The organism is Acidovorax sp. M14, from assembly GCF_049331375.1.
Lineage (GTDB): Bacteria > Pseudomonadota > Gammaproteobacteria > Burkholderiales > Burkholderiaceae_C > Acidovorax.
This window is the reverse complement of record NZ_CP186263.1, coordinates 3854657-3868189: the sequence shown is the minus strand read 5'-3', so window position 1 is coordinate 3868189 and position 13533 is coordinate 3854657. Positions and strand designations below refer to the sequence as shown.

Below are 13533 nucleotides of genomic sequence, written 5' to 3'. Positions count from 1 at the left end.
TCAAGCTAAGGGGCGCCTCAGGCGGGTTCCCCATGGTGCCGGGTCTTGACCTCGGCACCGGTATCCGTCCACCCAAAAAACCGGCACACCTCGGCCCGCATGGCCAGAGTGTCGGCCCGGCCCAGGGCCATCAGTTCCTGCGTGTAGCCGGACTCGAACAGCAGGTAGCTGGCCAGCGCCGCGCCACGCACATCGGCCATGTTGGAGGTGACTCCAAGCGCGCCCAGCATGGTGCGAACAGGGCCGGGCAGGTCGCCTACATGGCGCGCCGCCACTGCGTCCAGGCGCTGGGAGGGGGCGATCACCAGCAGCTCAATAGGGCGCAGCGCGCTGTGCAGGCGCTTTTCTTCGGGGATGAGGGACAGGGTCTGGTTGATGCGCTGCACGCGCTCCACGTCCACCGCCAGCGCGTCCAGAAAGATGTTGGACAGCGCATGCCCCGCGATCTGTGCCAGGGTAGGGTAGTTGGGTGTGGGGTTGGCGGCAGCGTCGCCCTTGGGCTCGTGCATGCGGCCTGCGCCGATCACCAGGATTCGCTCGGCCCCCAGGTGGATGGCCGGGGCGATGGGCGCCGACTGGCGCATCGAGCCATCGCCAAAGTATTCGATGTGGTCATCCACCTCGATGCCCTTGGCCGGAAAGATGAAGGGAATGGCCGAGGACGCGAGCAGATGTTCGTGCGTGATGCGGTCGCTGGCGGCCTTGCGCTGCGAACGCACCCAGGGCTTGACGGGCGTGGCCGCTTCAAAAAAGGTGACGTGCTCGCCCGAGCTGTAGCTCGACGCCGTCACGGCCAGCGCGGTGAGATGCCCCTTGCGGATCAGCCGGGGCAGGCGCACCAGCGGCACCATCTTGACCAGCAGCTTCTCCAGCGGGGAGTTGTCCAGCAGCGATTTGGGCCGCATGCGCCGCCAGCGTGCCAAGGCCCAGCCCAGCGACACCAGCGTGAGCCAGCGCGCACCGCTGCGCATCACGCTCAGCGAGTCGGCGCCATACACCTGGCTGGCATGGAACTGGCGCCACACGCGGGCAATGCGGCGCACGGCGCGGTCAAAGTGGTCCGCCCCGCAGGCGAGCGCGGCCGCGTTGATGGCCCCCGCCGAGGTGCCGGTGATGATGGGAAAGGGGTTGGGCCCGTGCGCTTCGCCACAGGCCTGGCGCAGGTCGGCAATCGCCTCCAGCACCCCCACCTGGTAGGCGGCACGGGCACCGCCGCCGGTCAGTAGCAGGCCCGTGGCGGGTGCAGAGGGCGCGGTGCCAGGGGCTGCGGTGGAGGATGTGGACGGCATGGACGGTCGGAGGGTGTGAGGCCCCCAGTGTGGAGGGGCCCCCGGCGCCGTTCATGTGGGAAAACCCGCATGTGCGGGCCACCCCACAGGGGGTGGGGTGGTCTTAACGCTGCTTGAGCAGCAACTGCGCCACCGCGTCACCTTGCAGCACCACAATGCCGTGCTCGCGGGCAAACGCGTGGGCGTTCTCGCTGACCTGGCCCAGGGCGGCCACGTACACGCCCGCTGAAGCATCAGCGGCGGTCATGGCCGTGTGCAGCTCCCGCAGCGGCTCCACCCCGTGGGTAGCGGCCTTCCAGCGTTTGGCGCTGACCAGCGTGGTCTTGCCGCCCTGGCTCAGGCGCATATCGGCCCCGTTGGCGTTGTTGCCAGTCAGGCGTTCCACACTGTAGCCCGCGCGCTCCCAGGCGGTGGCCAGGGTGTTGGCAAAGCTGCGCCAGGGCATGCTGCCCACGGCCTCCAGCATTTCCACGACCTTGGCTGGGTTGGGCGCGCGCAGTTGCCGCCAGGCGGCCATGCAGCCCACCACAAAGATGGGGAAGCCCGCCAGCGCGCCCACCACAAAGTATTCCTTGGGCAGCAACGCCCCGGCCGCCAGCGCGATGAGGCCCACCACCACAAAGCTGATCCACCACGGCGAGCGCAGCAGGACGGCAAACAGGGAGTTTTCGGACATCTTGAATTTCACGGGAGGCCTTTTGGGGAAGAGTGCGACGGTGCAATGCGGTGCGCATTGTCCTTCAGCGGCAGGGGGCGGGAGCTTGGGAATAGACTACCGGCCCCACAGGAGTTATTTGAATGTCAGTCACCGAACAGGGCCTTTTGGCCGCACTTTCCAGCGTGCTGGACCCCCACACGGGCAAGGATTTTGTCAGCACCCGCGCCCTGCGCAACCTGCAGATCACCGGTGGCGACGTGGCTTTTGACGTGGAACTGGGCTACCCCGCCAAGAGCCTGGTGCCCGAGCTGCGCCGCCAGCTGGTGGCCGCCGCCAAGGGCGTGGCCGGGGTGGACAACGTGTCGGTCAACATCACCACCAAGGTCATCGCCCACGCCGTGCAGCGCGGCGTGCAGCTCTTGCCCCAGGTCAAGAACATCATCGCCGTGGCCTCGGGCAAGGGTGGCGTGGGCAAGAGCACCACGGCCGCCAACCTGGCCCTGGCCCTGGCCGCCGAGGGCGCCAGCGTGGGTGTGCTGGACGCCGACATCTACGGCCCCAGCCAGCCCATGATGCTGGGCATCAACCGCCGCCCCGAAAGCGACGACGGCAAGACCATGGAGCCGTTGGAGAACTACGGCGTGCAGGTCATGTCCATCGGTTTTCTGGTGGACCAGGACGAAGCCATGATCTGGCGCGGCCCCATGGCCACCCAGGCGCTGGAGCAACTGCTGCGCCAGACCAACTGGAAAGACCTGGACTACCTCATCATCGACATGCCGCCCGGCACCGGCGACATCCAGCTCACCCTGAGCCAGCGCGTGCCCATGACCGGCGCCGTCATCGTCACCACCCCGCAGGACATCGCGCTGCTCGACGCGAAGAAGGGCATCAAGATGTTCGAGAAGGTGGGCGTGCCCATCCTCGGCATCGTCGAGAACATGGCCGCCCACGTGTGCAGCAACTGCGGCCATGTGGAGCACATCTTTGGCGCCGATGGCGGCAAGAAGATGGCCGCTGACTATGGCATGGACTACCTGGGCGCGCTGCCGCTGAACATGAGCATCCGCCTGCAAGCCGACAGCGGCAAGCCCACCGTGGTGGCCGACCCGGACGGTGAAGTCGCCGCCATCTACAAGAAGGTGGCGCGCGACGTGGCGGTGAAGATCGCCCAGCAGGCCAAGGACTTCTCCAGCAAGTTCCCCACCATCTCGATCAGCAAGAACACCTGATCCTCCCGAGCCGCCCAAATCGCCGCGCTGCGCCATGAACCTGCTCGCGTCCCTGCGCTACCTAGTGGCGCTGCACGAGCACCGGCACTTTGGCCGGGCGGCGCAGGCCTGTCATATCACGCAGCCGGCCCTGTCCAACGCGCTGCGCGCGCTGGAAAAAGAGTTTGGCGTGGTGGTGGTGCGCCGGGGCCGCAGCTTTGAAGGCTTTACGCCCGAGGGCGAGCGGGTGCTGGCCACGGCCCAGCGCATGCTGCACGAGCACCAGGTGCTGCAGCAGGACCTGAGCAGCGACGCCGCCCACCCGCGCGGCACGCTGCGCCTGGGCGCGGTGCCCACCGCCATGCCCATCCTGGCGCGGTTTGCGGCGCAGCTGCAGGCGCGGCACCCGGGCATCGTGCCGGTGGCGCTGTCGATGAGCTCGCAGGCGCTGGAGGCGGGGCTGGAAAACATTTCGCTAGACCTGGCGCTGGGCTACACCGAACGCATGCCCGCACGCGGCGGCCCGCTGCGGGCCTGGCCGCAGTATGTGGAGCATTACTTTCTGCTGCGCCGCGCGTCGCGCCCCAAGGGTTCGCCGCGCGGGCTGCAGATCGGCCCGCCCATGGCCTGGGCGGATGCGGCGGCGCTGCCGCTGTGCCTGCTCACCCCCGAGATGCACAACCGCAGCCTGGTTGATGGCGCCTTCCGCGCTGCAGGCGCCACGGTCATGCCCGCCATGGAAACCGATTCGGTGCTGACCCTGGCGCTGAGCGTGGTGGCAGGCCAGGTGTGCAGCGTCCTGCCAGGTGCGCTGGTCGATGCCGTGCGCGGCCACGATGGGCTGGAGGCGCTGCCGCTAACGGGCCCGGTGCTGACCACGCCCATCGGATTCATGTCGCACCGGCAGGTGCAGCCCACGCGCGCCCTCGATGCGGCACTGGCGCTGGCGCAGGACCCTGACTGGCTGCAGCACGCCGCAGCGCACAGTGGGCTTCTGGTCGCCGATTGAGCGCTGACCGCACGGGTTGCGGTGTTTGATTCATGGGCCGTTGTTAACGCGGCTGTTTCATTTGTTTTTGTGATCGACCCATGTGCATCGGCAATTTGACGCCGCAGGCGCCCGTGGCCGACACTGCGGCGGCCCAGGCGCCCTATGCAGGTGCCTGCATACAACCACATCAACGCCCCCGGTCCATGGATCTTGCCCCCGAAGCCCCCACCGTCGCCGCTGTGTCGGTCAACGACATGCGCGAGCGCATCCGCCGCAAAAGCCGCCTCAAGGGCCGCCAGCCCGAAGACGCAGCCATGGCCGAGGTGGCGCAGCTGCTGGGCCCGCGCCCGGCCACGGGCTTTCGGCGCAGTCTGCTCATTGAATACCTGCACCGCCTGAACGACCACTTTGGCGTGCTGCACGACCGGCACCTGGTTGCGCTCGCCAAGCAGATGAACCTGCCGATGGCCGAGGTGTACGAGGTGGCGAGCTTCTATCACCACTTCGAGATCGTGCGCGGCGAGGAAGCTCAGGCGCCCCGCCTTGTGGTGCGGGTGTGCGACAGCCTGACCTGCAGCATGGCGGGCGCGCGCGAGCTGCTGGCTGCGCTGCCCGAGCGCCTGCGTGCGGCCGGGCAGAGTGATGTGCAGGTGTTGGCCGTGCCCTGCGTGGGGCGGTGCGAGCAGGCGCCCGTGGCGGTGGTGCACCAGTGCCCGGTGCCCCACGCCACGGTTCATGGTGTGCTGGAAGTCGTCGATTTGAAGCCCAATCGGTCGGTAGCGCTACATCCATACGCCCAAGGTGCTATCAATTTTGATATTGCTGAGTGTGTGGAGGCGAGCGTGCCTGCGCAGCCCGAGGGCGTCAGCCCCGCGTACACCGACATCGCCACTTACCGCGCCCACGGGGGCTACCAGACCGCTGCCGCCTTGGTCAATGGCGAGATGGATGTCGAGGCGGTGCTGTCCGCCATGGAAGACTCCGGCCTGCGTGGCCTGGGCGGCGCGGGCTTCCCGGCCGGGCGCAAGTGGCGCATCGTGCGGGACCAGCCCGCGCCACGCCTCATGGCCGTCAATATTGATGAAGGCGAACCCGGCACCTTCAAGGACCGTACTTACCTCGAACGTGACCCGCACCGTTTTCTGGAAGGCGTGCTCATCGCCGCCCAGGTGGTGGGCACCGAGGCCGTCTATATCTACCTGCGCGACGAATACCACGGCTGCCGCGCGCTGCTGCAAAGGGCCCTGGACGACTTGCGGGCCGAGCCGCCATGCCCGCTGCCCCACATCGAGCTGCGGCGCGGCGCGGGTGCCTACATCTGCGGCGAAGAGTCAGCCATGATCGAGAGCATCGAGGGCAAACGCGGCGAACCCCGCATGCGCCCGCCCTACATCGCGCAGGTGGGGCTGTTTGGCCGCCCCACGCTGGAGCACAACTTTGAAACCCTGTACTGGGTGCGTGACATCGTGGAGCGCGGCCCGCAGTGGTTTGCCAGCTTTGGCCGCCACGGGCGCAAGGGGCTGCGCAGCTTCAGCGTGAGTGGCCGGGTGAAGCACCCCGGCGTCAAGCTCGCGCCTGCGGGCATCACCCTGCAGGAACTCATCGACGAATACTGCGGCGGCATGCTGGACGGCCACCAGCTCTATGCCTACCTGCCCGGCGGCGCCTCGGGCGGCATCCTGCCCGCCAGCCTGAACCAGATTCCGCTGGACTTCGATACGCTGCAGCCTTACGGCTGCTTCATCGGCTCGGCCGCCGTCATCGTGCTCAGCCAGCACGATCGCGCGCGCGAAGCGGCGCTGAACGTGATGCGCTTTTTTGAACACGAGAGCTGCGGCCAGTGCACACCCTGCCGCGTGGGCACGGCCAAGGCGGCCACGCTGATGCAGGCACCGCAGTGGGACGAAGAACTGCTGGACGACCTGGCGCAGGTGATGGGCGATGCCTCCATCTGCGGGCTGGGCCAGGCTGCGCCCAACCCCATCCGCTGCATCCACAAGTACTTTGCCCACGAGGTGGGCGAGGGCCCCTGGCCGGGCGACCTGCCCAAGCCGCGCAACAGCCCGCTGGCGGAGCAACTGCCCCAAGGAGGCCAGCCATGAGCGCGCTGCCCCACACTCCAGGCGTGGCCTTCGAGCTGGACGGCCAGCCCGTCACCGCCCATCCTGGCGAAACCATCTTGAAAGCCGCGCAGCGCCACGGCGTGGAGATCCCGCACCTCTGCTACACCGACGGCCTGCGCCCCGACGGCAACTGCCGTGCCTGCGTGGTCGAGATTGCGGGTGAGCGCACGCTGGCGCCCAGCTGCTGCCGCGCACCGACCGAAGGCATGAAAGTGCAGGCCGCAAGCCCGCGCGCCCGCAAGAGCCAGCAGATGGTGGTGGAGATGCTGTTGTCCGACATGCCGGACGTGGGCTATCAATGGAACGATAACGAACCAGATGCTCCTGAATTGATAGCTGTTAGCGCATGTGCATCTAGCGCTACAGGCGAATTGAATTCAAAAAATGCCCCGGCGGTAGGGCAGCACGGTGAACTGAGCGCCTGGGCTGATCGCTTGGGCGTTTCGGTGCGCCCGGCCCTCAAAGCCCTGCGCCGCGAGCAACCCGCGCCCGATCTGAGCCACCCCGCCATGGCCGTGAACCTGGACGCCTGCATCCAGTGCAACCGCTGCGTGCGCGCCTGCCGCGAAGAGCAGGTGAACGACGTGATTGGCTACGCGCTGCGCGGCGCGGAGAGCAAGATCGTCTTCGACCTCGACGACCCCATGGCCGAAAGCACCTGCGTGGCCTGCGGCGAATGCGTGCAGGCCTGCCCCACGGGCGCGCTCAGCCCCAAGACGCACATCGGCTCGCAAAAGGTGGACCGCAAGGTCGATTCGGTCTGCCCGTTCTGCGGCGTGGGCTGCCTCATCACCTACAACGTGCGCGATGAAAAGATCGTCAGCGTCGAAGGCCGCGACGGCCCCGCCAACCACGGCCGCCTGTGCGTGAAGGGGCGGTTTGGTTTTGACTACGCCCACCACCCCGACCGCCTCACGGTGCCGCTGATCCGCAAGCCCGGTGTGCCCAAGGAGGTGCGGCCGTACGGTGCCGACTGGCAGGGCACCTTCCGCGAAGCGACCTGGGACGAGGCGCTGGACCTGGCCGCAGGCCAGCTCAAGACCCTGCGCGACACGCATGGCCGCAAGGCGCTGGCGGGTTTTGGCTCGGCCAAGGGCAGCAACGAAGAGGCCTACCTGTTCCAGAAACTCGTGCGCACGGGCTTTGGCAGCAACAACGTGGACCACTGCACGCGGCTGTGCCATGCGTCCAGCGTGGCCGCGCTGCTCGAAGGCGTGGGCTCGGGCGCAGTCAGCAACCCGGTGAACGATGTCGAGCATGCCGAGCTGATCTTTGTGATCGGCTCCAACCCCACGGCCAACCACCCGGTGGCCGCGACTTGGATGAAGAACGCCGCTCAGCGCGGGGCCAGAATCGTGCTGGCCGACCCGCGCATCACGGACATCGGCCGCCACGCCTGGCGCACGCTGCAGTTCAAGGCCGATACCGATGTGGCCATGCTCAATGCGCTGATCCACACGGTGATCGACGAAGGCCTGGTGGATGAAGCCTTCATCAAAGATCGCGCGAACAACTTCGAAGCCCTCAAGGCCAACGTGATGGGCTGCAGCCCCGAAGCCATGGCGCCCGTGTGCGGTATCCCGGCGGAGACGCTGCGCGAGGTGGCGCGGGCGTTTGCCACGGCGAAGGCATCGATGATTTTGTGGGGCATGGGCGTGAGCCAGCACGTGCACGGCACGGACAACGCGCGCTGCCTGATCGCGCTGTGCGCTGTCACCGGCCAGATCGGCAAGCCCGGCTCGGGTCTGCACCCGCTGCGCGGCCAGAACAATGTGCAGGGCGCGAGCGACGCGGGGCTCATCCCCATGATGTTCCCCAACTACCAGCGCGTGGACAACGCCGGGGCGCATGCGTGGTTTGAGGACTTCTGGGGCACCCCGCTGGATGAAGCGCCCGGCTACACGGTGGTGGAAATCATGCACAAGGCATTGGCAGACGACAGCGACCCGCACAAGGTGCGCGGCATGTACATCATGGGCGAGAACCCGGCCATGAGCGACCCTGACCTGAACCACGCGCGCCACGCTCTGTCCAGCTTGTCGCACCTGGTGGTGCAGGACATCTTTTTGACCGAAACCGCCTGGCTGGCCGACGTGGTGCTGCCCGCCAGTGCCTGGCCGGAGAAGACCGGCACCGCCAGCAACACCGACCGCATGGTGCAGATGGGCCGCCGCGCGCTGAGCCCGCCGGGTGGCGCGCGCCCGGACCTGTGGATCATTCAGCAGATCGCGCAGCGCATGGGACTGGGCTGGAACTACGAGGGCAAGGAATCCGGCGTGGCCGCCGTGTACGACGAAATGCGCCAGGCCATGCACGCGAGCATCGAGGGCATCACCTGGGACCGGCTGGAGCGCGACTCCAGCGTGACCTACCCGTGCCTCACGCCCGATGACCCTGGCCAACCCATTGTCTTCACCGACAAATTCCCCACGCCCACGGGTCGCCTGCAACTGGTGCCCGCCAGCGTGATCCCGGCGGCCGAAAAGCCCGACGCCGACTTTCCGCTCGTGCTCATCACCGGCCGCCAGCTGGAGCATTGGCACACCGGCAGCATGACGCGGCGCAGCAGCGTGCTCGACGCCATCGAGCCCATGGCCACAGCGTCGCTGCACGGCGACGAGCTGGCGCGGCTTGGCGTGGAGCCCGGGTCGCTGGTGGGTATTCGTTCCCGGCGTGGCATGGTGCAGGTGCGTGTGCGCCGCGACGACGGCACGCCGCGCGGCACGGTGTTCATGCCGTTTGCGTACGTGGAGGCAGCGGCCAATCTGCTGACCAATGCGGCGCTGGACCCGTTTGGCAAGATCCCTGAGTTCAAATATTGCGCCGTGGCGGTGGAGGTCTTGCAGACCACTAGCGTGCCGGGCTGACACCGCGATCTGTACGCTGGCTGTGGGGCTTTGCGCGGCGCGCTGGGGGCGCTGGGTTCCTCCGGGGTACAGTCGCAGCCCATGACAGAGCGCCCCTACACCGACGTTGCCGTGATCATGCGGTGCGAACACATCGACAACCGCTGGCAGCCCTGGCGGTGGTCGCTGGCCGAGGTGGTGGTCCACGAACCCACCTTCGGCAGCGAACCCCGGCCGCTGATCCAGGACGAGCGCGAGCAGCGCTGGTTGTTCCCCGGCTTTCGCGTGGAGCTGTTCCGCGACGACGCCGAGGGTTACCACCTCAACCTCACTTCTCCGGCCCCCTGCTGGTTTGTGATGTGGCGCTGCGATGAAGACACAGGCACCGGTGCTATCCCCCTGGCCCGCCCCGTGGCGGTGAGCCTGAGCTATCACGACGCTGGCCGCTGGCTGGACGCGCAGGAAACGGTCGAGCAGGTGCCTGCCGACCCCGAGGTGGTGGAGGCGCTGCGTGCCTTTGTGGCCGAGCATTACCAGCCCGAGCCCAAGCGCCGCAAGCGTCCGGACAGCTTCCGCACCTTGCAGGACCGCTTTGGCAACCCGGCCTCGGTGTCCACGGAGAAGCTCCGTGGTGGAGGCGGAGGGGGCGGCCATGGCTGATGGATTCCTTGGGCGCTGGTCGCGCCGCAAGCAGGATGTGCAGGCGGGCAAGGCTGTTCAGGACCCTCCGTCGCCTGCACGCACCCCTGCACCGCAGATAGCGCCTCCAAGCCCGTCGCCAGCGCCAGTGTCTGCGGTTGCACCAGCTGCCCCCGTCACCCCGGCACCCGATGCGCCATCACCGCCCACGCTGGCGGATGCCGAGGCGCTCACCCCCGCATCGGACTTCAAACCATTCGTGTCCCGCGCGGTGTCGCCCGAGGTGCGCAACCTGGCCATGAAGAAGCTGTTTGCCGACCCGCACTTCAATGTGATGGACGGTCTGGACATCTACGTCGGCGACTACACCCAGCCCGACCCGCTGCCCGCGGGCATGCTGCGCAAGATGGCCAGCGCACATGCGCTCGGCTTCTTTGACCACGAGAAAAAGGCATCGGCCGCTGCACCCGGTCTGCCGGGCGAACAGGCGCCGGATGCGGCTGCTGTGGCCCCAATATCCCCGCCGGCCAGTCAGCCTCGGGATGATGCGGAGGCGCAAGGCCCCGCAGACGTGGCACAGTCCCGGGTATGCAACGCTGTTCCTAGCGTTTCTTCCAGCGAGCCTGAGGTGGCCCCGCGCCCTGCCCAGGATGCGGTGGTCACGCCAGCCAGCCATACCCACAATGACCACGACGCTCATTTGCGACTGCAACCAGACGATGCCCCTCAACGCCAAGGCGTTGGGCGAGGCACTGCATGAAGACCTGACCCTTCACTCCACCCTGTGCCGGCGCGACGCAGGGGCGTTCCAAAAGGCCATCCAGTCCGGGCAGGACGTGGTGGTGGCCTGCACCCAGGAGCAGCGCCTGTTTGGCGACCTGGGCCAGCAGACCGAAGGGGCGGTGTCGCCCATCCGGTTTGTGAACATCCGCGAAACCGGGGGCTGGAGCCGCGATGCCGCCAAGGCCAGCCCCAAGATCGCCGCCCTGCTGGCAGCCGCGCGTCTGCCCGACCCGCCACCCGTGCCTACGGTCACCTACAAGAGCACGGGCCGCTTGCTCATCATCGGCCCGCTGGACCAGGCCGAGCAGGCCGCTGCCCTGGTGTCGGATGTGCTCGATGTGACGCTGTTCACCCAAGGCCCCGGCAATGCCGGCGGCGCCCAGGCGCGGCGCTATCCTGTGCTGGGTGGTCGCATCACGGGCCTCACGGGCTGGTTGGGCGCGTTTGAGCTGCATTGGTCGGCCGACAACCCCATCGACCTGGACCTGTGCACCCGCTGCAACGCCTGCGTGGCGGCTTGTCCTGAAAATGCCATCGGCCTCGACTACCAGATCGACCTGGCCGCCTGCCAGTCGCACCGTGCCTGCGTCAAGGTGTGCCAGGTGGCGGGCGCCATCGACTTCACCCGTGATGCCACGGCGCAGATAGAGCGTTTTGACCTGGTGCTGGACCTGCGTGCGCCCACCGCCACGCCCACCTTCTTGCAGCATGCGCTGCCGCAGGGGTACCTGCGCTGGGACGGGCGGGACCTGGGCACGCTGTTCAAGCTGCGCGAGTTGGTGGGCGAGTTTGAGAAGCCCAAGTTTTTTGCCTACAAACAAAAGCTCTGCGCCCACAGCCGCAACGAAACCGTGGGCTGCAATGCCTGCGTGGACATCTGCTCGGCCGAGGCCATCGCCAGCGACAAGAGCCGCCAGCAAATCAAGGTGAACCCCAACCTGTGTGTGGGCTGCGGCGCCTGCACCACCGTGTGCCCCACGGGCGCGCTGACCTATGCCTACCCCAGCGCAACGGATCAGGGCACCAAGCTCAAGACGCTGCTGTCCACCTACGCGGCTGCCGGTGGCAAGGATGCGGTGGTGCTGCTTCACAGCCAGGAGCGCGGCCAGTCGCTGGTGGAAGAACTGGGGCGCGCTGCCCAGCTGAAGCTGGCGCACGGCGTGCCGGCCAACGTGATCCCGGTGGCTCTGTGGCACACGGCCAGCACGGGGGTAGACCTGTGGCTGAGTGCCATCTCCTACGGTGCTTCGCAAGTGGTGGTGCTGAGCACCGACGAAGAAGCCCCGCAGTACCTCGATGGCCTGCAGGCGCAAATGGATGTGGCGCAGGTCATCCTGCGTGGGCTGGGCTACACCGGCACCCATGTGCAATTGCTGCGCGCCAACCACCCCACCGCGCTGGACGCAGCACTGCAGGCTTTGGGCCAGACGCGTCAGAAGACCCCGGCCGTGGCGGCCCGCTTTGCGGTGGCCCAGGAGAAGCGCAGCACGCTGGAGATGGCGCTCGACCACCTGACGGAGCAAGCCCCCATGCCCGTGGCGGAGCGGCCTGCGGCTATTGCGCTGCCCGCGGTGGGCTCCCCTCTGGGCACCATCGAGGTCAACAAAGACCGCTGTACCCTGTGCCTGAGCTGCGTGAGCGCGTGCCCCGCCAGTGCGCTGCAGGACAACCCGCAGCTGCCGCAATTGCGCTTCATCGAAAAGAACTGCGTGCAGTGTGGCCTGTGCGCCACCACCTGCCCGGAAGACGCCATCACCCTGCAACCGCGCCTGCTGCTCACGCCCGAGCGCGCGCAACTGCGGGTGCTCAACGAGGCCAAGCCCTGGGCCTGTGTGCGTTGCAGCAAACCCTTTGGCACGGTGAAAGCCATCGAGGCCATGCTCGGCAAGCTCTCGGGCCACCCCATGTTCCAGGGCGAGGCGCTGGAGCGCTTGAAGATGTGCAGCGACTGCCGTGTGATCGACCTGTATTCCGCAGAAAACGAGACGAAAGTGACCGACCTGTGAGCGCCTCATCCACCTTGACTCCCCTGGGCGGCAGCTCTGCGCTCGATGAGGAAACCGCCCGCGCCGAGCTGTACGGTTTGTTATCGCAGCTGTATTACGCGGCGCCCAGCCCGGAGCTGTTGTCCGCCTTGCGCGTGGCCGTGACCGAGGCGCCCGCCAGCGGGGGCTTTTTGCAGGAGCCCTGGCAGCAACTCGTGGCAGCGTCGCGTGCGCTCAGCGACGCCGAGATTGCGCAGGAGTTTGATCGGCTGTTTGGCGGCGTGGGCAAGCCTGAAGTGTTTCTGTACGGCTCGCACTACCTCAGCGGGTTTCTCAATGAAAAGCCGCTGGCGCGCCTGCGCACCGATCTGCAGCAACTGGGCCTGGCGCGGGATGAGGCCATGCCCGAGACCGAAGACCATGTGGCCTACCTGCTGGAGGTGATGCGCTACTTGATCGCGGGAGACGATGTAGCTGTCTGCAACCTGACATCCCAGCGTGAATTTTTTTCAACGCATCTGCAGCCCTGGGTTTTGCAACTCTGCGATGCCTTGGCTGCACAGCCACAAGCACGGTTTTATGCGGGTGTGGCGCACTTCACGCGGGCCTTTGTGTCGGTGGAGACCCAGGGCTTCGACATGTTGGATTGATCCCTTGGAGTGCTCGTAAACCCTAGTTCGACCGCTACAAAAGATGAGTGTGTTACTGGGAGTTGTAAAGCCCGATGGCGGGTTTTTACACACTGACATAGACTGTATGAATTCCGTTTCATAGCTGCCAGCCTTTCTGGAGACAAGCATGCAGAACAGCCAGCCAAATTCCTCCCGCCGGAGCTTCTTCTCCGGTGCTGCCACCGTAGGTGCTGCCGCAGCCGCCGTGGTGGCCCTTCCCCAAGTGGCTCCGTCCGATGCCGTGGTGTCCGAGCCCGCGCGCGTCGCTCCCGAAAAGGGCGGTGGTTACCACCTGTCTGCCCGCGTGAAGCAGTACTACAAGACCACCCAACTCTGA

At 67.0% G+C, this 13533-nt stretch carries 11 protein-coding genes; 9 read left to right on the top strand and 2 right to left on the bottom strand.

The features are described from left to right. Positions 1 to 17: 17 nt before the first annotated feature. Entirely contained in the window at positions 18 to 1289 is a 1272-nt protein-coding gene (locus ACOYR4_RS18000) for a patatin-like phospholipase family protein (RefSeq protein ID WP_422847536.1), read from the bottom strand. 103 nt (positions 1290 to 1392) lie between these two features. Further along, positions 1393 to 1965, bottom strand: coding sequence for a restriction endonuclease (locus ACOYR4_RS17995; RefSeq protein ID WP_422847535.1), 573 nt, complete (start codon positions 1963 to 1965; stop codon positions 1393 to 1395). Between the two features lie 122 nt (positions 1966 to 2087). Here ACOYR4_RS17995 and apbC point away from each other — a divergent pair, with 122 nt between their 5' ends. From apbC to ACOYR4_RS17950, 9 genes are all read left to right on the top strand, one after another. Beyond that, a complete protein-coding gene (gene apbC / locus ACOYR4_RS17990) occupies positions 2088 to 3179 on the top strand; it encodes an iron-sulfur cluster carrier protein ApbC (protein ID WP_015015437.1) in 1092 nt (363 codons plus the stop codon). A 34-nt stretch (positions 3180 to 3213) separates the two neighbouring features. Beyond that, entirely contained in the window at positions 3214 to 4167 is a 954-nt protein-coding gene (locus ACOYR4_RS17985; protein ID WP_422847534.1) for a LysR substrate-binding domain-containing protein, read from the top strand. A gap of 185 nt (positions 4168 to 4352) precedes the next feature. Next, positions 4353 to 6251, top strand: a complete 1899-nt coding sequence (locus ACOYR4_RS17980; RefSeq protein WP_422847533.1) for an NAD(P)H-dependent oxidoreductase subunit E — start codon at positions 4353 to 4355, stop codon at positions 6249 to 6251. Then, entirely contained in the window at positions 6248 to 9139 is a 2892-nt protein-coding gene (gene fdhF, locus ACOYR4_RS17975; protein WP_422847532.1) for a formate dehydrogenase subunit alpha, read from the top strand. The genes ACOYR4_RS17980 and fdhF overlap by 4 nt, the downstream gene beginning before the upstream one ends. A gap of 81 nt (positions 9140 to 9220) precedes the next feature. Continuing rightward, positions 9221 to 9778 (top strand): DUF3305 domain-containing protein, encoded by a 558-nt coding sequence (locus ACOYR4_RS17970; RefSeq protein ID WP_094291277.1) that lies wholly within the window; start codon positions 9221 to 9223, stop codon positions 9776 to 9778. Beyond that, complete coding sequence (locus ACOYR4_RS17965) at positions 9771 to 10517, top strand: DUF3306 domain-containing protein (RefSeq protein ID WP_422847531.1); 747 nt, start codon at positions 9771 to 9773, stop codon at positions 10515 to 10517. Before ACOYR4_RS17970 ends, ACOYR4_RS17965 begins: the two co-directional genes overlap by 8 nt. Continuing rightward, entirely contained in the window at positions 10477 to 12546 is a 2070-nt protein-coding gene (locus tag ACOYR4_RS17960) for a 4Fe-4S binding protein (protein ID WP_422849687.1), read from the top strand. Before ACOYR4_RS17965 ends, ACOYR4_RS17960 begins: the two co-directional genes overlap by 41 nt. Continuing rightward, positions 12543 to 13175 carry a TorD/DmsD family molecular chaperone gene (locus ACOYR4_RS17955; RefSeq protein WP_422847530.1) on the top strand — a complete coding sequence of 211 codons (633 nt, stop codon included), beginning with the start codon at positions 12543 to 12545 and terminating at the stop codon, positions 13173 to 13175. The genes ACOYR4_RS17960 and ACOYR4_RS17955 overlap by 4 nt, the downstream gene beginning before the upstream one ends. A gap of 148 nt (positions 13176 to 13323) precedes the next feature. After that, the gene (locus tag ACOYR4_RS17950; RefSeq protein WP_015015429.1) at positions 13324 to 13533 is read left to right on the top strand and encodes a hypothetical protein; all 210 of its coding nucleotides are present in this window, start codon (positions 13324 to 13326) and stop codon (positions 13531 to 13533) included.